The 20,497-nt window shown below is 76.5% G+C and carries 7 protein-coding genes; all 7 read right to left on the bottom strand.

The features are described from left to right. Nucleotides 1-14 precede the first annotated feature (14 nt). The 7 genes from AC069R_RS28825 to AC069R_RS28795 are packed head-to-tail and all read right to left on the bottom strand — an operon-like array spanning nt 15 to nt 20,335. Nucleotides 15-2,072 (bottom strand): beta-ketoacyl synthase N-terminal-like domain-containing protein, encoded by a 2,058-nt coding sequence (locus tag AC069R_RS28825; RefSeq protein ID WP_478769700.1) that lies wholly within the window; start codon nt 2,070-2,072, stop codon nt 15-17. Further along, nucleotides 2,069-5,320 (bottom strand): non-ribosomal peptide synthetase, encoded by a 3,252-nt coding sequence (locus AC069R_RS28820; RefSeq protein WP_478769699.1) that lies wholly within the window; start codon nt 5,318-5,320, stop codon nt 2,069-2,071. Before AC069R_RS28820 ends, AC069R_RS28825 begins: the two co-directional genes overlap by 4 nt. After that, entirely contained in the window at nt 5,317-9,276 is a 3,960-nt protein-coding gene (locus AC069R_RS28815; RefSeq protein ID WP_478769698.1) for a non-ribosomal peptide synthetase, read from the bottom strand. The genes AC069R_RS28820 and AC069R_RS28815 overlap by 4 nt, the downstream gene beginning before the upstream one ends. After that, nucleotides 9,273-14,336 carry an amino acid adenylation domain-containing protein gene (locus tag AC069R_RS28810; RefSeq protein ID WP_478769697.1) on the bottom strand — a complete coding sequence of 1,688 codons (5,064 nt, stop codon included), beginning with the start codon at nt 14,334-14,336 and terminating at the stop codon, nt 9,273-9,275. The genes AC069R_RS28815 and AC069R_RS28810 overlap by 4 nt, the downstream gene beginning before the upstream one ends. Continuing rightward, on the bottom strand, nt 14,333-15,388 hold the full coding sequence (locus AC069R_RS28805; protein ID WP_478769696.1) for a MupA/Atu3671 family FMN-dependent luciferase-like monooxygenase: 1,056 nt from the start codon (nt 15,386-15,388) through the stop codon (nt 14,333-14,335). Before AC069R_RS28805 ends, AC069R_RS28810 begins: the two co-directional genes overlap by 4 nt. Then, on the bottom strand, nt 15,373-18,963 hold the full coding sequence (locus tag AC069R_RS28800; RefSeq protein ID WP_478769695.1) for an amino acid adenylation domain-containing protein: 3,591 nt from the start codon (nt 18,961-18,963) through the stop codon (nt 15,373-15,375). Before AC069R_RS28800 ends, AC069R_RS28805 begins: the two co-directional genes overlap by 16 nt. Continuing rightward, the gene (locus AC069R_RS28795; protein WP_478769694.1) at nt 18,956-20,335 is read right to left on the bottom strand and encodes an MFS transporter; all 1,380 of its coding nucleotides are present in this window, start codon (nt 20,333-20,335) and stop codon (nt 18,956-18,958) included. Before AC069R_RS28795 ends, AC069R_RS28800 begins: the two co-directional genes overlap by 8 nt. Nucleotides 20,336-20,497 lie beyond the last annotated feature (162 nt).

The following is a 20,497-nucleotide window of genomic DNA, read 5'->3' as shown; positions in this document are numbered from 1 at the left end:
GCCCCTGCGACCCCTCACGCGCTCTCGAACTCGCTGAGCAGCGCGTCCAGCGCGTCGTCGGGCTCTCTCGCCGCCACGATCCGCCGGGCCAGCTCGTCCAGCGCCAGTTCCTCCAGGAACAGGGTGAGCGGCACGTCGATGCCGAAGTCGTCGCGCAGGCAGCCCACGAGGTGGACGGCGGCGAGGGAGTCACCGCCCGCGGCGAAGTACGTCATGCCCGGATCGGCGGTGTCGTCGAGACCGAGGGTTTCCAGGAGGAGGGCGCGGACGGCCTCTTCGCGGGACACCGGTTCCGGCGCGGGCGGTTCCGCGGCGGCCGGCCCGGCGGACGCCGGTTCCCCCGTGGTGCGTGCCGGGTCCAGGCCGAACGCCCCGTAGTGCTCCCCGCCGAACGGGTACGTCGGCAGCGAGACCCGGCGGCCCCGGCCGGGCCAGGGCAGCTCCTGTTCCCGCAGCCACGCCTCGCCGATCGCGCGCAGACCGTCCGGACCGTCCGGGACCGGCGCCGTGCCGCCCGCCGCCAGTGCGTCGAGGTGGTCCGCCGCCCGTGCGCGGTCGGCGGCCAGGACGTAGGCGCGGACGGCGAGCGGGGTGCGGCCGAAGCGGAGGGTGTGGGCGGTGTCGGCGAGGCTGGGGGCGTCCGGGGCGCGCAGCGCGCCGGCGAGCCGGCCGGCCAGGGCCCGCAGGGCGTCCTCGGTGTGGGCGGACAGCAGCAGCACCTCGGGGCCCGGCGCCGCCGTATCCCGGTCGGCGGGCGGTGCCTCCTCCAGCACGACGTGCACATTGGTGCCGCCGATGCCGACCGAGCTGACGCCGGCCCGGCGGGGGCCGTACTCCGGCTCGGGCCAGGGCTCGGCCTCGGTGACGAGGTGGAACGGCGAGCCGTCCAGGGCGAGTCCGGGGTGCGGCCTGCCCGCCCCGGCGGTCGGTGCGATGACGGCGTGCTCCAGCATCAGGACGGTCTTGATGAGCCCGGCCACGCCCGCGGCCGCGTCCAGGTGGCCGATGTTCGCCTTCACCGAGCCCAGGCCGATGGCGCCGGTGCCGAGGGCGCCCTTGAACGCGGCGGTCGCGGCGCTCGCCTCGATCCGGTCGCCGAGCGTGGTGGCCGTACCGTGTGCCTCCAGGTACTGGGCGTCGGCCGGGTCCAGGCCCGCCGTCGTCCACGCCTCCACGATGGCGGCGGTCTGCTGGTCGACGCCGGGCGCGGTGAAGCCGACGCGGCCGGCGCCGTCGTTGGTGACGGCGCTGCCCCGGATGACGGCGCGCACCGGGTCGCCGTCGGCGAGGGCGTCGGCGAGGCGGCGCAGGACGACCACGCCGACGCCGTTTCCGGGCACGGTGCCGCCGGACGCCTCGTCGAAGGGGCGGCAGCGGCCGTCGGCGGAGAAGATCCCGCCCTGGTAGTGGACGTAGCCGCGGGCGCGGACGGTGTCGACCGCGACGCCGCCCGCCAGCGCGGTGTCGCAGTCGCCGAGCAGCAGCGCCTGGCAGGCCAGGTGGACCGCGGTCAGGGAGGTGGAGCAGGCGGTCTGCACGGTGAGGCTCGGACCGTCCAGACCCAGACGGTAGGAGATCCAGGGCGCGAGGAACTCCCGGTCGGTGAGGATGCGCACCTGGAGCGCGCCGATCCGCGCGGCGAGGGCGGGGTCGGTCTGGGCGGCCAGCATGTGCTCGGTGACGCCGCCGCCCACGTAGACACCGGTGCGGGCCGGGGCGGCGAGCGGATCGTGGCCGGCGTCCTCCAGGGCGGCCCAGGCGGTCTGGAGCAGCAGCCGGTGCTGCGGGTCGAGGGCGGCGGCCTCGGTGCGGTGGAAGCCGAACAGGCCGGCCTCGAAGCGGTCGGCGTCGGCGAGGACGCCCTTGGCGGGCACGTAGTCGGGGCCCCGGACCTCGTCCGGGTCGGCGCCGTCGGCGAGGAGCTGCGCCTCGGTGAAGTCGGTGATGGAGGTGGTCCCGGCGAGGAGGTTGCGCCAGTACGCGCCGAGGTCGGGGGCGCCGGGGAAGCGGCCGCTCATGCCGATGACGGCGATGGCGGAGTCGAGGGTCTCGGGGGCTGCGGTGTCGGTCATCGGAGGGTGCCTTTCCGGGTGCGGAGTCCTCGTGCGGCGGTGCGCCGCTGGTGTCGGTCACGGCCGCGGGCGGCGGCGTCGGCAAGGTCGCCCTGCTCCGCCGCGCCGGCCTCGTCGAGGCGGGCGGCGAGGGCGGCGACGGTGGGGTGGCGGAACAGGTCGACCAGGGTGAGCCCGCCGTCCGCGCCGGCGTCGCGCAGGGCGGACAGGACGCGCAGCAGGCGGACCGAATTGCCGCCCAGCTCGAAGAAGTTGTCGTGGACGCCGACCCGGTCCATGGTCAGGACGCGGGCCCAGACGTCCGCGACCAGGCGTTCGGTCGCGGTCCCCGCGGCCGTCATCCGCGATGCCGGGCCGCGGCGGGTGACCGCCGGTTCGGGCAGCCGGGCGCGGTCGACCTTGCCGTTGCCGTTCAGCGGCAGTTCCGCGAGGCGGACGAACACCTCGGGGACCATGAAGGCCGGCAGCCGCTCGGCGAGGTGGGCGCGCAGGGCGCCGTCGCCGGGCGGGGCGGCCGCGTCGCGGCACACCAGGTAGGCGGCGAGCCGCTGGTCCTCGCCGGTGCCGCGCACGGTGGCCGCCGCGACGCGCACGTCCGGGTGGGCGGCCAGCAGCGACTCGATCTCGCCCAGTTCGATGCGTACCCCGCGCAGCTTGACCTGGAGATCGCCGCGGCCCAGGTAGGTCAGCACGCCGTGCGCGTCGAGGCGGCCGAGGTCGCCGCTGCGGTACATGCGGGTGCCGGGGGCGCCGTACGGGTCGGCGACGAAGCGCTCGGCGGTCAGTCCGGGCTGCCCGATGTAGCCGCGGGCGAGTCCGGCGCCGGTGATGTAGATCTCGCCGGTGACGCCGACCGGGACGGGGCGCAGCCGCTCGTCCAGGACGTAGGCGCGGCTGCCCGCGACCGAGCGGCCGAGTACGACGGGGTCGCCGGGGGTCAGCTCGGCGGTGTGCGAGTAGACGGATACCTCGCTCGGGCCGTAGGCGTTGACGATCCGCCGGCCCTCCTCGTGCAGCCGGGCCACGAGTTCGGCGGGGCAGGCCTCGCCGCCGACCGCGATGGTGCGCAGGTCGGGGAGCCGGCCCTCGATGGCGGGCAGCAGCATGGCGGCGGACGGGGGCAGGAACACGTAGGTGATGCGGGAGTCGCGCAGCCGGTGCAGCAGGGCCTCGCCGAGCCGTTCGTCCTCGGCGGGTACGTGCAGTTCGGCGCCCGCGACCCAGGGGAAGAACAGGTCGGAGACGGCGACGTCGAAGCCGAACGCCACGAACTGGAGCACCCGGTCGGCGGCCGTCACCGGGAAGGAGTGGCGCACGGCCGCGGTCAGGTTGACCAGGGAGCGGTGTTCGACGGCCACGCCCTTGGGGCGGCCGGTGGAGCCGGAGGTGAACAGGACGTAGGCGAGGTCGCGGGGGCCGGGTGCCGGGCCCTCGGCGACGGGCGGGGGTTCGGCCGGGTCGGTGCGGTCGACGCGCAGGGTGGGCACGCCGAACGCCGCGGCCCGGTCGGCGGTGGCCTCGGCGGTCAGCAGCAGGGCGGTGCCGGAGCAGTCGAGCATGTAGCGCAGCCGGTCGTCCGGGTGGGCCCCGTCGAGGGGTACGTAGGCGCCGCCCGCGCGCAGCACCGCGAGGGCGGCGATGCCCTGGTCGGCCGAGCGGGGCAGGAGCAGTCCGACCCGGCGGCCGGGGCGGACCCCGGCGGCGCGCAGCCGGGCCGCCAAACCGTCCGCTTTTCCGAGGAGTTGGCGGTAGGTGAGCCGGCGCGTGCCGTGCACGAGCGCCGTGGCGTCCGGGCGGGCGGCGGCGGCATCGGCGATCAGGTCGGGGACCAGGCGGTCGGCGGGGGCGGCCTCGGCCAGGCGGTCGTTCTGCGCGACGAGCAGGCGCCGTTCGTCCTCCCCGACCGCGGCGAGGCCGGACAGCGGGGCGTCGGGGTCGGCGAGGAGGCCGTCCAGGAGGCCGGTGAAGGTGCGGGTCCAGCGGCGTACGGTCGCCGCCTCGAAGAGGTCGCTGCGGTGGATGAACTGGGCGGCCAGCTCCTCCCCCCAGCGTTCCACGTGCAGATGGAAGTCGAACTTGGCGGTGTCCAGGACGAGTTCGAGCCGCCGGGTGTCGGCGCCGGCCAGGTCGAGGGTGAGGGCGGTGTCGTCGTCGTAGGAGAAGACGACCTGCACGACCGGGTCGTGGCCGCTCTCGCGGACCGGGGCGAGGGCGTCGACCACCGCCTCGAACGGGGCGTCCTGGTGCGGGGCGGCGGCGCGCAGGGCGGTGCGGATCCGTGTGGTCAGCTCGCGGAAGGAAGGGTCGCCGCTCGCATCGACGCGCAGGGCGAGGGTGTTGGCGAGCATGCCGACGGTGTGCTGGAGGTCGGGGTGCTCGCGGCCGGACACCGGGTAGCCGATGACGAGGTCCGCGCGGCCGCTCAGCCGGGCGAGGAAGGCGGCGTAGGCGGCGAACAGCGCCATGAAGGGCGTCGCCCCGCAGGCCGCGGCGGCCTCGGCGAGCCGGGTCCGGGTGGCGGCCGGCAGCAGGAAGCGGGCGGCGGCGCCGTCCGTGCCGCGCACCGCGGGCCGCGGCCGGTCGGCGGGCAGCTCCAGGGTGGCGGGGGCGCCGCGCAGAGTCTCCACCCAGTGCCGTACGGCGCTCTCGTGCTCCCCCGCCGCCTGGCGTGCGCGCCGCCAGACGGCGTAGTCCGGGAACTGGAGCGGCGGGCCCGGCGGGCTGTGCACTGCCCCGGCCGCCTCGTCCCGGTAGGCGGCGCCCAGCTCGTCCAGGACGATGCCGAGCGACCAGCCGTCGCAGATCAGGTGGTGGGCGACGAGCAGGATGCGGTGGGTGCCGTCGTCGAGGGCGTGCACCGTGCAGCGCAGCAGGGGTCCGGTGGCCGGGTCGAAGGGGCGGGCGGCTTCCTGCCGCAGCAGGGTGTCCGACCGGTCGGCCGGTACCCCGTGCGCGACGGTGAGCGCGGCGGTCCCGGCGGCCCGTACCAGCTGGGTCTGGGTGCCGTCCGGGGCGGTGCGGAAGACGGTGCGCAGCGACTCGTGCCGGGCGGTCAGCAGGTCGAGGGCGCGGCCGAACGCGGCGATGTCGAAGGGTCCGGTGACGGCGAAGGCCGCGGGCACGTTGTACTGCGCGGTGCCCGGATGCAGCTGGTCGAGGACGAGCAGCCGGCTCTGCGCGTCGGAGACGGGGAACTCGTACGCCTCGTCGGGGGCCGGCGGGACGAGGGCAGGGGTGTCGTGGGTCATCGTTCGCTCCCCCGGAGGGTGGATTCGAGGACCGCGGCGACGCGTGCCGCCGGGTCGGGCTGGAGTACCTGGCTGTGGGCGCAGGCGAGTTCGTGCACGTCGAGGGCGGCGGCCACGGGCCGCCAGGCCGCGGCCTTCTCCGCGGTGGTGACGTGGGCCCGGTGGGTCGCGGAGAACAGCGTGAGGGTGCCGTCGTAGCGGGACGGGCGCCAGGCTCGGGAGAGGTGGATGTGCTGGTTGCCCGCGTCGGTCATCGCGTGCAGCACCCGGTCGTCGAGGGCGGCGAGCGGGCTGTCCCCGGCGCGGACCACCGCGAACGCCTCGGCGCGGCCGAAGGGCGCGGGGGGCAGCGGGCGCCCCGGAGCGTGGGCGTTGAGCAGCACCCGCAGCGTCTCCCGCTCGGTGACGTCCGCCGGCAGCCGGGGCGTGCCGGGCGCCTGGGGCATCGTGTCCAGCACGCCCAGCAGCCGCACCTCCTGTCCGGCCGCGCGCAGGTGTACGGCGATCTCCTGGGCGACGAGGCCGCCGAAGGAGCGGCCCAGCAGGGCGTACGGCCCCTCGGGCACCAGGGCGCGGATCCGCTCGGTGTACATCTGCGCCAACTCGGTGAGAGTGAGCGGGAGTTCGTGCCCGGTGAGCGCGGGGCTCTGCAAGGCGTGCACCGGGCGGCCGGGGTGCAGGTGCGGGAGGAGGGCGGCGAAGGACCAGCCGAGGCCGAGGGCGGGGTGGACGCAGAAGAGAGGGGTGCCCGTGCCCGGCCGGAGGGTGAGCAGCGGGGCCAGGTCGGCGCCGGGTGCGGGGGCGGGGGCGGTGCGGGTGGCGAGCAGGGCCGGGGTCGGGGCGGCGAACAGGGCGGCGAGCGGCACCCCGGCCCTGGCGGCCAGGCGCAGCGCGGTCAGGGAGTGGCCGCCGGCCGCGAAGAAGTCGGTGTCCGGGTGGACTGCGGGGTCGCCGAGGACCTCCGCGAACAGCGCGCACAGGTGCCGTTCGCGCTCGTCGCGCGGGGCGCGGGTGGCACGGCCGCCGGACGCGGCGCCGGCCGGCTCGGGCAGTGCGGCGCGGTCCGTCTTGCCGTGCCGGGTGAGCGGTACGCCAGCGATCCGGGCCCATACGGAGGGGAGGTGGTGGGAGGGGAGCCGCTGAGCCGCGAACTCACGCACCCTGGCGAGGAGTTCGGGCCACCCCTCGCCGGTGTCCGGCTCCGGCACCAGCCAGGCGGCCAGCCGTTTGCCGCCGGTGGCGTCCGGGCGTGCGGCGACGACCGCCCGCCGTACCCCCGGACAGCCGGCGAGGACGGATTCCACCTCGGCCGGTTCGATGCGTACGCCGCGCACCTTGAGCTGGTCGTCGGCGCGGCCCCGGAAGGCGAGGGCGCCGTCGCCGCGCCATGCCGCCAGGTCGCCGGTGCGGTACATGCGGCTGCCCGGCGGCCCGTAGGGGTCGGCGACGAAGCGTCCCGCGGTCTCGTCCGGGCGGCCCAGATAGCCGTGGGCCAGGCCGGTCCCGGCCAGGTACAGCTCGCCGGTGCCGCCCTCGGGGACCGGGCGCAGCAGGCCGTCCAGGACGTAGGCGCGGGTGTTGTCCAGCGGGCGGCCGACGGGGATCGCGCCGGGGCCGCCGTCGGTGGTGTGGGCGGTGGCGAAGACGGTCGTCTCGGTGGGGCCGTACCCGTTGACGACGGTGACGCCCGGACAGTGCGCCCGCAGGCGGGCCACGGCGGCGGGGTCCAGCACATCGCCGCCCGCCCAGATCTCGCTGAGCCCGGCGGGCGCGTCCGGCGCGATCTCGGCGACGGTGCGCAGGAGTTCGGGCGTGAGGAACAGCGCGGTGATCCCCCGCCCGGCGATCACACGGCGCAGCAGGCCGGGGGTGACGGGGCCGGGCGGCGCGACGACGACCGTGCCGCCGTTCAGGAGCGGCACCCACACCTCGTACGTCGCCGAGTCGAAGGTGTAGGGGGCGTGCGCCAGCACCCGGCGGTGGGCCCCGCCCCGGTAGCGGGCGTCGGCGGCGAGCTCGGCGACGGCGCGGTGCGGGACGACGACACCCTTGGGTTCGCCGGTGGAGCCGGAGGTGTACAGGACGCAGGCGGGGGCGCCGGGGTGGGTCCGCGGCAGGGGCGGGGCGGCGAGCGGCCCGGTCCCCCGGACGTCCAGCACCCTTGTCTCGTACGGCGGTTGGTACGACATCCCGTCCTCCGCCGCTCCCTCCGGTGGCGCGGTCAGGGTCAGCCGGACGTGTGCCGCCCGCGCCAGCCGGGTCAGCCGGTCGGCGGGCTGGGCCGGGTCCAGCGGGAGCCAGCAGGCGCCCGCCTTGAGCACGGCGAGTTGGGCCACGACCACGGCCGGGGAGCGGGGTATGAGGAGGGCGACGGTGTCGCCGGGGGCCGTGCCCGCCGCGATCAGACGGGCGGCGAGGGCGTCGGAGGCCGCGTCCAGGGCGGCGTAGGTGAGGGTCCCCTCGTCCGACTCGACGGCCGGGGCGTCGGGGGTGCGGGCGGCCTGCGCGGCGAACCGGCCGGTGACGGTGGCAGGCCGGGCCTCGGGCCGCAGGGGGCCGGTGGCCAGGTCGAGCAGCCGGCGCCGCTCGTGCGGCGGCAGGACGTCGAGGCGGTCCACCGGCCGGTGCGGATCGCGGGCCAGTTGCTCCAGGGCGCGGACCATGCGGCCGGCCAGCGCGGACGCCGACAGGCCCCGGCGGCAGCCGAGCGACAGCCACAGCCGCTCACCGCCGGCGACGGTCAGCGTCACCGGGTAGTGGGTGGCGTCCGCGACCTGATGCAGGGCCACCTCGTCGGGGCCCGGCTCGTCCTCGCGGCGCTGCGGAAAGTTCTCGAAGGCGAGTACCGAGTCGAACAACTCGCCCGTCCCCGCGAGGCGTTGCACGTCGGCCAGCCGGGCGTGCTGGTAGTCGACCAGCCGGGACTGCTCCTCCTGGAGGCGGACCAGCAGCTCGGCCGCGCTCTCGCCGGTGCGCAGCCGGACCCGTACCGGGAGCGTGTTGACGAACAGGCCCACCATGCGCTCGACGCCGGGCAGGTCGTGCGGGCGCCCGGAGACGACCGCGCCGAAGACCAGGTCACGGGCCCCGGTGGTCCGGGCGAGGACGAGCGCCCAGGCCGCCTGGACGAGGACGTTGAGGGTGACGCCGGTCTCCGCGGCGCGCCGGACGAGGGCGGCGGTCACGTCGGCGGGCAGTTGGACGCGGGCACGGTCGGCGGGCAGTTGGACGCGGGCACGGTCGACGGAGGCGGCGGTGTCGGGGGATGTGCCGGCGGCGGTGTGGTCGGTGGGGGCGGCGGGGGATGTGTGGTCGGCGGTGGCGGGGGTTTCCGGGGGTGCGAGCGGCGCGGGGGGCTCGAAGCCCGCGAGGGCCTCGGCCCAGGCCGCCTCCGCTTTGTGCCGGTCCTGCCGCGCCAGCCAGGCCAGGTGGTCGCGGTAGGAGGCGGCGGGCGGCAGCGGGCGGCCCGCGACCAAGGCGGCCAGCTCGGCCTCCAGGATCGGCATGGACCAGCCGTCGAGCAGGATGTGGTGGAAGGTCAGCAGCAGTTCGGCGCCGGTGTCGTGGCGGGCGAGGGTGGCCCGCAGCAGGGGCGGCCGGGCGGGGTCGAAGCGCCGGGCCGCGTCCGCCGCCAGCAGCCCTCGCATGCGCCCGGCCGTCTCCTCGGGGCCGAGACCGGTGAGGTCGGCCTGCCGCCAGGGCAGCCGTACCGCACTCGGGATGATCTGCACGGGCCGGTCGAGGTGTTCGTGGCGGAAGCAGGCGCGCAGGTTGGGGTGGCGCCGCAGCAGCTCCGTCACCGCCGCGCGGACGCGTTCCGGCTCGATGCCCGCGCCGATCCGGAACCGGGCCTGCACCAGATAGGGATCGGGTCCCGTCGGCTCCCGCAGCGTGTGGAAGAGGAGTCCTTCCTGGGCCGGGGACAGCGGCAGGACGTCCTGGATCCGGGCGTTCACCGGCCCGCCTCCCCGTCCCGGAGGCCGTCGAAGCCGTCGTGGCTGTCGGAGCCGTCGAAGCCGTCGGATTCGTCGTCGAGACCGAAGTCGCCCCCGAAGTCCAACTCCTTTTCCATTCGCGCGAGTTGGTCGATCTCCAGGTCGACCAGCGGGAAGTCGGACGGCGTGTGTCCGGCGTCCGCGCCGTCGCCGGTGTCCGTCACGAGCGCGGCGAGTTCCCCGGCCCACAGCCGGACCAGCTCGCGCACGTCGTCCTCGGTGAGCACGCCCCGCGCGTACGAGAAGGTGGCCTCCAGGCGCGGTGCGTCCTCCGCGCCCCTGGCGAGGACGTCGATCTCCAGGGCGTGGCCGACCGGCACCGCGTCCGGTCCGGAGTCGAGGAGCCGGCCGCCGGCCGCGTCGTCCCCGGCGAACCGGCCCAGATAGGCGAAGCGGACGTCGGGCACGGGCAGCGCGGCCAGCGCGGGGCCCGCCTCGGGGTGCAGGTGGCGCAGCAGGCCCCAGCCGAGTCCCGCGGACGGCACCGCCCGCAGCTGCTCCTTGACCTGCTTGAGCGCCGCAGCTCCGGTGTCCGTGCCGAGGTCGAGGCGGACGGGGTACTGGGTGATGAACCAGCCGACGGTGCGCGAGACGTCGACGGGCGCCGACAGCGCCTCGCGGCCGTGCCCCTCCAGGTGGAGCAGGAGGGCGGTGCCGGTGCCGCGGCGGCGGACGGCGGCGCGGACCAGGGCGGTGAGCAGGACGGCGTCGGCGCCGCAGTGAAAGGACTCGGGGAGGGTGACCAGGACGGAACGGGTCAGCGCGGCATCCAGCTCGACGGTGACGGCATCACGGTGCGGCGCGACGACCGGACCGGTGGTCACCGACGACTCCGGTGCCGGACCGGTGGTCACCGACGACTCCGGTGCCGGGGCCGGACCGGTGGTCACCGACGACTCCGGTGCCGGGGCCGGACCGGTGGTCACCGACGACTCCGGTGCCGGGGCCGGACCGGTGATCGCCGACGGCGCCAGGGCCGGACCCGTGGCCGGGAGCGGTGCCAGGGACGGGCCGGCGTCCGGTGCGGGCAGCAGCCGGTCCTGGCCGGCGTCGGCCAACCGGCCGGTCCACCAGTCCAGTTCGGCCGTCGCCCGGTCCGCCTCGGCGGGCAGCAGACTCGCCCACCGGGCGAACGAGGCACCCGGCTCCACCGGCGGCTCGGCGCCCGCGAGCGCCTGCGCCAGTTCATGCCCCAGCACCCGCCAGGAGATCCCGTCGACGGCCAGATGGTGCACGAGGAGCAGCAGCAGGCCGTCCCTGCCGGGCCCGGCGTCGAACCAGAGCGCCCGCACCATCTCGCCCCGCTCCGGGTCGAGTACGGCCGTACGCGCCGACTCCCCGGCGAGGTCCGCCGGTTCGGCGCCGGCCGGGACGGCGATCCGCCGCACGGTGACGGCGGCGGGCCCGGTCTCCAGTTCCCAGTCGGTCCACTCCTCGTGCCGTATCAGCCGCATGCGCAGGGCGGCGTGCCGGTCGGCCAGCGCGGTGACGGCCGTACGGACCCGGTCCTCGTCGATGCCGTGCGGGGCGGGAAAGGCCATGGACTGGATGAACCGGCCCGGCGGCGCGTGCCGTTCGCGCCACCAGTGCATGACCGGGGTGAGCGGGAAGCGGCCCTTGGCCGGGCCGGGTCCTTCGGGCTGTTCGGGCGCCGCCGCACGGGCCGTCAGGGCCAGCCGGGCCGGGGTGCGGGCGGTGAAGACGTCCCTGGGGGCGAGCAGCAGACCGGCGGTCGCGGCGCGGGCGGCGAGCTGGATGGCCATGATGCTGTCGCCGCCGAGCCGGAAGAAGTCCGCGTCCGCGTCCGCCGGGGGCGGTTCGGTGCCGAGGACCTCGCGGTACAGGGTGCGCAGGGTCTGTTCGGCGGTGGAGGCGGCGCGCGGCGCGGCCGGGGACGCGGCCGCGGCGCGGGGGGCGGGTGCGGGCAGCGCGGCCTTGTCGATCTTTCCGCCGGGGGTCAGCGGGAACGTGTCGAGGACGACCACGTCGGCCGGGACCAGGGCGGCGGGCAGCCGCTCGGCCGCGTGGGCGAGCAGGGTGTCCGGGTCCGGGGTGCGGCCGGGGGCCGGGACGACGTAGCCGATCAGCTGCGGGCTGCCCGCCGGGCCCGTGCGGACGAGGACCAGCGAGCGGCCGACGGCGGGGTGTTCGCCGAGGGCGGCCGCGATCTCGGCGGGCTCCACCCGCAGGCCGCGCAGTTTCACCTGGTCGTCGGTGCGGCCCAGGTAGTGCAGGGTGCCGTCGTCGTCCTGCCGGGCGAGGTCGCCGGTGCGGTACATGCGGGCGCCGGGAGGGCCGTAGGGGTCGGCGACGAAGCGTTCCGCGGTCCCCGCGGGGCGGCGCAGATAGCCGTCGGCCAGGGGGCCGGCGAGGTACAGCTCGCCGGGAGTGCCCGGCGGGACCGGGCGCAGCCGGGCGTCGAGCAGCCGTACGAAGGTGCCGGCCAGCGGGCGGCCCAGGGGCGGGCCCGCCGTGCCGGGGCCGGGGACGAGCGGCTCGGACAGGGTGACGGCCACCGTCGCCTCGGTGGGGCCGTACGCGTTGTGCAGCCGGCGGCCCTCGGCCGTCCAGCGCCGCAGCAGCTCCGGCGGGCAGACCTCCGCGCCGACCGCGAGCACCTTCAGGTCCGGGTAGGCACCGGCCGGGACGGTGGCCAGCACGGAGGGCGTCGTCATGACCGCGGACACCCGCCGCCCGGTCAGCACCCCTCCCAGGTCCTCGCCCACCAGCGGCCCGGCCGGCGGCAGTACGAGGGTCGCGCCGGAGCCGAAGGCCATGCACAGGTCGGCGACCGAGATGTCGAAGACCGGCGGCCCGAGCTGGAGTACCCGGTCGGCGGCGCCCAGCCCGAGCCGGTCCGCGAGCGAGCGCGCGAGGGCGGCCAGGCCCCGGTGCGGGACGACGACGCCCTTGGGGGTGCCGGTGGAGCCCGAGGTGTGGATGACGTAGGCGGGGGCGGCGGGGTCGGGGGCGGGCGCGGTCAGCGGCTCGGCGTCGTACGCCTCCGGGCCGAGGACCAGCACCGGCGATCCGGCGGCCGCGGCCCGTGCGTCGGCCGCGACGACCAGTACGGGGCTCGTGTCGGCCAGCGTCCGGCGCAGGCGTTCGGCGGGCTGCTCGGGGTCGAGCGGAAGGTACGCGGCGCCGGTGCGCTGGACGGCCAGCGCGGCCACCGGCCAGTCCGTGCCCCGGCCGAGGAGGAGCGCCACGAGGCGTCCGGGCCCGGCCCCGTTGCGGGCCAGGGTGGCGGCCAGCCGGTCGATCCGGTCGGTGAGCCCGCGGTACGACAGGACGCACTCGCCGGTGTCCAGCGCGGGCGCGTCCGGGGTCAGCCGGGCCTGGCGGGCCACCAGCTCGGGCAGCGAGGCGGGCGGTACCGCGGTGGGTCCCGCGCACTGGGCGAGCAGGCGCGCGCGCAGCCGGGCGGGCACGATGTCGAGGTCGCCGACCTCGCGCGCGGGGTCGGCGGTGACCTGTTCGAGCAGTTCGACGTAGCACTCGGCCCAGCGCGCCACCGCCTCGGGCGAGAAGGTGTCCGTGCGCACCTCGAAGCTGCCGATCATCGCGTCGCCGCTGTCCTTGACCACCCCGACGAGGTCGTGCTCGCCGCCGGTGTGGATGCGTTCCGGCTCGGCGAACTCACGTACGGCGGAGACGCTCGGCTGCTGGGTGAGGTGCATGAAGACCCACTGGAACAGCGGGGAGCGGCCGAGGCTGCGTTCGGGCGCGGCGGCGGCGACGATCCGGCCGACCGGGAGGTCGGCGTTGGCGACGAGGTCGGGGAAGTCGGCCGCGAAAGCGGCGAGCAGTCCGCTGAAGGAGCTGTCGGGGCGGACCCGCCAGCGGGTGGGCACGGCATTCATGACGTAGCCGATGACGCGTTCCAGGCCCTTGGCGGCCCGGTTGGCGACGGGGGTGCCCAGGACCATGTCCTCGGCGCCGGTGACCCGGTGGGCGAGGACGGCGAACGCGGCCATCAGGACGCCGTAGACGGTGGTGCCCGAGCGGCGGGCCAGGGCGCGGACGGCGGCGGCGAGGCGGGCGTCGAGGTCGAAACCGATGTGCACGATGCCGTCGGGGTCGTCGCGGCCGGGGCCGGCGGTGCCGTGTCCGGGCGCGGTGCCGTGTCCGGGGGCGGTGAGCGGGCCGGGCGGGTCCGCCAGGTAGCGGCGCCAGAAGGCGAGGCGTTCGCCGAACACGCCGGACTCCTCCAACTCGCCCTGCCAGGCGGAGAAGTCGGCGTACTGGACGGCGGGGCGGGTGAGCGTGGGCTCGGTGCCGTCGCGGTAGGCCAGGTAGGCCTCGGCGAACTCGTTCTGGAGGACGTCGAAGGACCACCAGTCGGCGATGGCGTGGTGCACGCCGAGCATCAGGGTCGTACGGCTGTCGTCGACGCGGACGAAGCGGCCGCGGATCAGCCGGCCGCCCGCCAGGTCGAAGGGGCGCCGGCGGAAGGCGTCGAAGGCCCGGTGCACCGGGACGCCGGTGCCGCGCAGGTCGTCGTGTTCCAGGACGAAGGGCCCGGTGTCGGGGAAGTCCACGGCGAGTTCGCCGTCGGGGGCGGCGGTGACGCGGGTGCGCAGGATGTCGTGGTGCCGCTGGACGAGGGTGAGCGCGGCCTCCAGATGGGCGGGGTCCACGGGGCCCTCGAAGTGGTAGGCGCAGCACAGGTTGAGGGCGGGGGTGCCGGGATACAGCGACTCGTACGCCCACAGGTCCTGCTGGGCGGGACTGAGCCGGACCGGCCGGGCCGGGTCGCGCGGCGGGACGACGGCGGGCACGTCCCGCACGCGCCCGCTCTCCACCAGCCTGCGCAGCAGCCCGACGCGCTGTTCGGCGCCGAGCGCGCTGAACCGCTCGGCGAGGGAGGCGGAGGCGGCGGGCCGCGCGCTCCGAGGCCCTTCGGGCGCCGCGGGCTCCCGGTGCTCCCCGGCCCCGGCGTTCCGCGTTGCCGTTGCCGTTCCCGTTGCTGTTCCCGTTGCCGTTCTTGTTCCCGTTCCGGCGCGGACTGGGGCGGTCATGACAGGTTCTCCTTCAGTTCGGCCAGCCGGTGCAGGCTCGTGAGCACGTCGTCGGTGCCGAGGCCGAAGTCGACGAAGCAGGCGACCTCGTCCACGCCCAGCTCCGCCAGATCGGCGAGCATCTTGGCGCAGTGGCCGGGCGAGCCCAGCAGGCTGCCCCAGCTCAGGTAGCGCTCGAACGCGAACTCCGCGAGCAGCGCGGTCTTCTCCTCGGTGAGCGCCGCGGTGCCGGCGTCGGCGGTGCGGTTGGCGGAGGTCTGGCGGAGGTAGGAGGCGAGGTAGGCCTTCAGCGGGGCGGCGGCCAGGCGCCGTACCTCCGAGTCGTCGGCGCCGACGTAGGTGTGCGCCATGAGCGTCACCCGGCCGTGCGCGTCGGTGCCGCCCTGGTCGGGGGCGGCGGCGCAGGCGGTGCGGTAGCGGGCGATGCGGTCGGCGAGGTCGTCCCGGCTCTGCCCGACGGTCGCGCCGAGCACCCCGCAGCGCAGCCGCCCGGCCGCCTCCCAGGTCTCGGGGTTGCCGGACGTGGTGATCCACAGCGGCAGCGCGTCCTGCACGGGCCGCGGCTGGGGCAGCACGCTCACCGGATTGCCCGTGCCGTCCGGGAATTCGGCGCTCTGCCCGGCCCACAGCGAGCGCAGCAGGGGCACGGTGTCCAGGGTGCGGGCGCGGCGGTCGGCGTAGTTGCCGGGCGCGAGCGCGAAGTCGGCGGAGTGCCAGCCGGTGGCGACCGACAGGCCCACCCGGCCGTGCGAGAGGTTGTCCACGACCGCCCAGTCCTCGGCGACCTTGAGCGGGTGGTGCAGCGGCAGTACGACGCTGCCCGCGCGGATGCCGATGCGCTCGGTGGCCATGGCGAGGGCCGCGCCGAGCACCGGCGGGCTGGGGAAGACCTGCCCGACCTGCTGGAAGTGGCGTTCGGGCGTCCACAGGGCGTGGAAGCCGAGCCGGTCGGCGGTACGGGCGACGGTGAGGATGTCCTCGTAGGTGCGTTCGTGCCGCACCTGGCCGCCGGCGGTGCTGTCCGCACCGAAGAACATCACGCTGAGGTCCACTGCCGCTCCTCCTGCTTCGCGCCGCCGCGGTGGGGGGCGGTCGTCCGGGCTGTCGTGGGTGTCTGGGTGTTCTGCGCGTTCTGGGTGTTCTGGGTGTTCTGGGTGTTCTGGGGGCCGCGCGGGACGCGGGGTGCGCGGGGGATCGGAGCCATGGCGGGGCGCGGGCCGGCCGCGGGGGCCGCCAGCTCGGCCGCGAGGGCGGCGACGGTGGGCGCGGCGAACAACTGCGCCGCGGTCACCGGCCGTTCGGGAGTGCTGAGCCGGGCGGCGGCCCGCACGGCGCGCAGCGAGTTGCCGCCGAGCGCGAAGAAGTCGTCGTCACGGCCGATGACGGGCAGACCGAGGACGTCGCGCCAGACGGCGGCGACGCGCTCCTCGGCCGCGGACCCGGCGCCGACGGCGGGCGCGGTGGCGCGGGCCGGTGCCGGGAGGCGGTCGCTCGCGTCCGCCCGGCGGGGCGGCTCGGGCAGGGCGAGCGCGGACAGCCGTGTCGCAGGATCGGCCGCGGCGGCCTCCAGAGCCGCCGGGAGCGCCTCGGCCAGCCAGTCGACGAAGGACTCCGGCAGCGCCTCGGCCCGGTACTCGAAGGTGAGGGTGAGGCCGCCGGGTTCGCCGTCGGGGCCGGTCGTCTCGGACACGTCGACGAGCAGTTCGAACCGGGCCGACCCGGTGCGCACCAGCTCCACGCCGTCCCGCGCGCCGGGCAGGGCGACCTCGGCGCGGGCGTTGTTCTGGAGCGCCAGGACCACCTCGGTGAACGGCTGCCGGCCGGGCCTGCGGGCCGGGTTGAGTGCGCCGACGACCTGCTCGAACGGCACGTCCTGGTGGGCGAAGGCGCCGAGGTCGGCGTCCCGGACGCGGGCCAGCAGTCCGGCCGCGGTGGGGTCGCCCGAGGCGTCGGCGCGCAGCACGAGCAGGTTCACGAAGAAGCCGACGGCGTCCTCGACCTCGCCGTCTCCGGCGCGGGCCGCCACGGGCGCGGCGATCGCCGTGTCGGGATGGGCGCCGGACCGCAGCAGCGCGGTGAGAAGGGCGGCGTGCAGGGCCATGAAGAGGGTGGCGCCGTGGGCCTGCACGGACCGGGCGAGCCGGGCGTGGGCCGCGGGGCCGAGCCGTCGTACGACGACCGCGGCGGCCGGTCCCGGCACGGCGGGCGCGCCGGGGCGGCGCGGCAGCAGCGGCCCGTCGGCGTCGAGTCCGGCCAGCCGCTCTTTCCAGTAGGCGAGTTGCCGCGCGGCCAGGGAGCCCGCGTCGGCCGGGGAGCCGAGCCGGGCGAGGCGGCGGCGGGCGTGCTCGGCGTACGGCACCGGCAGCGGTGCCAAGCCGGCCGGGCGGCCCTGCGCGCGGGCGGCGTAGGCCGCCGAGAGATCGCGGAACAGCGGCCGCAGCGACCAGCCGTCCCCGGCGATGTGGTGCACCAGGACCAGCAGCGCGTGCTCGGCGGGCCGCTCGCGGACGGTGAACAGGACCGCTCGGCAGGGCAGTTCGGCGCCGAGGTCGAACCGGTGCCGTGCCGCCTGCGCGATGCGGGATGCCAACTCCCCTTCCCCCACGTGCTCGTGGGCGAAGGGCGGGGTCGCCTGCGGTCCGCTCGCCACCCGCCGCACCGGGACGCCGTCGTCCTCGCCGAAGAGGGTGCGCAGCACCTCGTGCCGGGCGGCCACGTCGGACAGCGCTCCGGCGAGCGCGTCCGGGTCGACGGGACCGCGCAGCCGTACCAGCATCGGCAGGTTGTAGGCGGCGCCCGCCCCGGTCCGGTCGAGGAACCACAGGCGCTGCTGGGCGTCGGAGACCGGCAGCGGACCCGAGGCCGCGGCGGGCGCGGGCGGCGGTACGGCGGCGGGGGCGCGGTCGGCCAGCGGGGCGAGCCGGGCCGGGGTGGGCGCCTCGAAGACCGTCCGGATGTCCACCTCGACGCCGAGCGCGGCGCGGATGCGGCCCGTCAGCCGGGCGGCGAGCAGGGAGTTGCCGCCGAGCGCGAAGAAGTCGTCGTCGGGGGCGACGGGGGTCGCGAGGACGCGGGCGAACAGCTCGCACAGGGTGCCCGTGGTGCCGTCCGACCCGGCACCGGGGTGTCCGGCCGCCCCGCCGGTCCGCTCGCGGGCGGGGCCGGTCGCCGTCAGCGCCGCCCGGTCCAGCTTGCCGCTCGGGGTGAGGGGCAGGGCGTCCAGGAGCACGAAGGCGGCCGGTACCAGGTGGTCGGGCAGGACCGTGCGGGCGTGTGCGCGCAGTTCTCCGGGCGAGGGCGCGGGTGCGCCGCGCGGGACGACGTACGCGGTCAACTGCCGGTCGCCGTCGGCCGGGTGGAAGTGGGCGAGGACGGCGGCCCGCTCGACGCGGGGGTGCCCGGCCAGGACCGTCTCGATCTCGCCGGGCTCCACCCTGAAGCCCCGGATCTTGAGCTGGCTGTCGGCGCGGCCGAGGTGTTCGAGGACGCCGTCGGGGCGGCGGCGGACCAGGTCGCCGGTGCGGTAGAGGCGCTCGCCCGAGGGGGCGGCGACGAACCGTTCGGCGGTGAGGGCGGGGCGTCCGGTGTACTCGCGGGCGAGGCCCGCGCCGGCCGCGTACAGCTCGCCGGTGCCGCCGTCGGGGACGGGCCGCAGCCGCTCGTCGAGGACGTGCAGGTGCTTGCCGGCGAGCGGGCGGCCGATCGGCAGGGGGCCGCCGGCCGCGAGGTCCTCCGGGGTGACCCGGTGGGTGGTGAGGAAGACCATGCACTCGACGGGTCCGTAGCCGTTGCTCAGTCGCAGGCCGGGGCGGCGGGCGAGGGCGCGGGCGACGTGCGGCGGCGACAACGCCTCGCCGCCGACGAGGAGTTCGCGCAGCCCGTCGAGGGCGTCCGGGTACTCGTCCACGACCACGTTGAACAGGGACGCCGACAGGTACATCGAGGTGACGCCGTGCTCGGCGATCAGTCGGGCCATCACCAGGGGTTCGGGGCGGCCGGGCGGGTGCAGCACGCAGGTGCCGCCGTTCACGAGCGGGCCCCACAGTTCGAGGGCGAACGCGTCCCAGGACAGCGGCGCGCACTGGAGCCAGACCGAGCCGGGGCCGAAGGACGCGAAGTCCTGGCCGGTGAGGGTGGCCGTGATCGCCTCGTGGGGGGCGGCGGCGCCCTTGGGGCGGCCGGTGGAGCCGGAGGTGAACATCACGCAGGCGAGGTCGCCGGGGCGGACCGGGACCGTGCCGCCCGGCCGCGCGGGCACCGGCCGGGCGTCCTCGGGGTGGACCACGGGGGCCGCGACGCCGGGGAGGCGGCGGCCGGCGGGGGCGACCACGGCGGTGACGGCGGCGTCCGCGGCCATCGCGGCGAGCCGGGCCGGCGGGAACTGCGGGTCGAGGATCGCATAGGCGGCACCGGCCTTGAGGACGCCGAGGACGGTCACGACCAGCTCGGCCGACCGCTCCAGGTGCACGCCGACCGTGTCGCCGTGCCGTACCCCGTGCCGGGCGAGCAGGGCGGCCGACCGGTCGGCGCGCGCGTCGAGTTCGGCGTACGTCAGGCGGTCGGCGCCGTCGATCAGCGCGATGGCACCCGGCGCCGTACGCGCCCGCTCGGCGACACGTTCATGCACGCACTTCATCGCGCACCCCCTGCCCGTCCCGGTCGCCCGGTGCCTCGTCCGCGTCCGGCATCACCAGGTCGATCTCCCGGATGTTGCGGCTGGCCAGCCCCCACAGGGAGACCCCGACACCGGCCAGGCCGGCGAGGAAGAACATGGCGGCCATGCCGCTGCCCGGCCGGTCGCCGAACAGCGGGCCGAGCAGGGCGAACAGGCCCGTGCCGTGCGCGGCCTGGGGTTCGAAGACGTGGTCGGCGAGCGGGCCGGACAGTGCGGTGGCCAGCGGGACGGAGATATAGCCGAGGAACATCACGGCGCCGAAGACGCGGCCCTGCCACTCCTGCGGGACCTTGGTCTGCACGATGGCGTTCATCTGGGCGTTGACGACCGTCATCAGCAGGGCGCCGATCAGCACGGCCACCGACCAGCCGACGACGCCGCCGGCGAACGCCATGCCCACCAGCGCGGACAGGCACATCCCGATGACGCCGAGCATCATGCCCCGGCCCCGGTCGCGCGGCCCGCCCCACACGGCCATCAGCACTCCGCCGGCGACCCCGCCGACGCCGATCGAGGTGTTGACCGCGGCCAGCGCCGCGCTGTCGGCCCGCAGCAGCACCATGGGCTGGATCAGGGCGAAGCCGAAGACCATCACCAGGTTGACGACACAGAAGTTGACGATCAGGTCCCGCAGGCCGCGGGTGCGCCACAGATAGCGCAGGCCCTCCCCGGCCTCCGCGGTGATCCGGCGGCGGGGGCCGGACGGCGGCGGTGCGGCCCGGTCCCCGGCCAGCCGCACCAGTTGCACACCGGCCAGCGCGAAGGCGTAACTGACCAGGTCCACCAGGAGGGTCGGGCCGATGCCGAAGAGGGTGAGCATGAGGCCGCCGAGGGCCGGGCCGCCGATGCTCGCCGCGCTCTTGGCGCCGCCGAGCAGCCCGTTGGCGCGGCCGAGCTGGTCCTTGCGGACGAGCAGCGGTACGGCCGAGGACAGGGCCGGGAACTGGAAGGCGGAGCAGGCGCCGAGCAGCGCGGTGGCCACGTAGATCTGCCAGGAGTGGAGCAGGCCGAGGTAGTGCAGCAGCGCCAGGCAGCCCACGACCAGGAGTCCGCCGGCGTCCGCCAGCCGGAGCGCGGCCCGCTTGCGCATGCGGTCGACGATTGCGCCCGCAATGGGGCTGAGCAGTGCCTGCGGGAGCAGCGCGCACAGGGAGAGCGCGGTGACGGCGCTCGCCCTCTGTCCGGTGGACCAGACGTCGACGACGAAGGCGAACCTGACCGCCGCGCTCCCGACGAGCGAGACGGACTGGGTCGACCAGACCAGCATGAGGGGCCCGAGGCCGGTGAAGCGGCCGGGGCCCGAGTCGGTTGGTGTTGCTGTCACTGCACTGCCCCCAGGACGGTCGCGTGCGGTCGGCGCGGCGGGCCGCGAGGGCCCGGTCCGCTGTGGAATGGCCGACATGATGCGGGGGCTGATTCCTGCCGCGTTCCCATCGCGAACGTCTGGACGGGGTCGTGACGGGAACGGAACAGGAGCGGTCCGGGT

The organism is Streptomyces sp. NPDC043952 (assembly GCF_056435325.1).
Note: the sequence above shows the minus strand (reverse complement) of the source record. Positions and strands in the feature narration are given on the sequence as shown.

Bases quoted from the DNA above. Each gene is read 5' to 3' on its own strand.
- AC069R_RS28825 (WP_478769700.1), bottom strand. From the start codon at position 2,072: ATGACCGACACCGCAGCCCCCGAGACCCTCGACTCCGCCATCGCCGTC.
- AC069R_RS28820 (WP_478769699.1), bottom strand. From the start codon at position 5,320: ATGACCCACGACACCCCTGCCCTCGTCCCGCCGGCCCCCGACGAGGCG.
- AC069R_RS28810 (WP_478769697.1), bottom strand. From the start codon at position 14,336: ATGACCGCCCCAGTCCGCGCCGGAACGGGAACAAGAACGGCAACGGGA.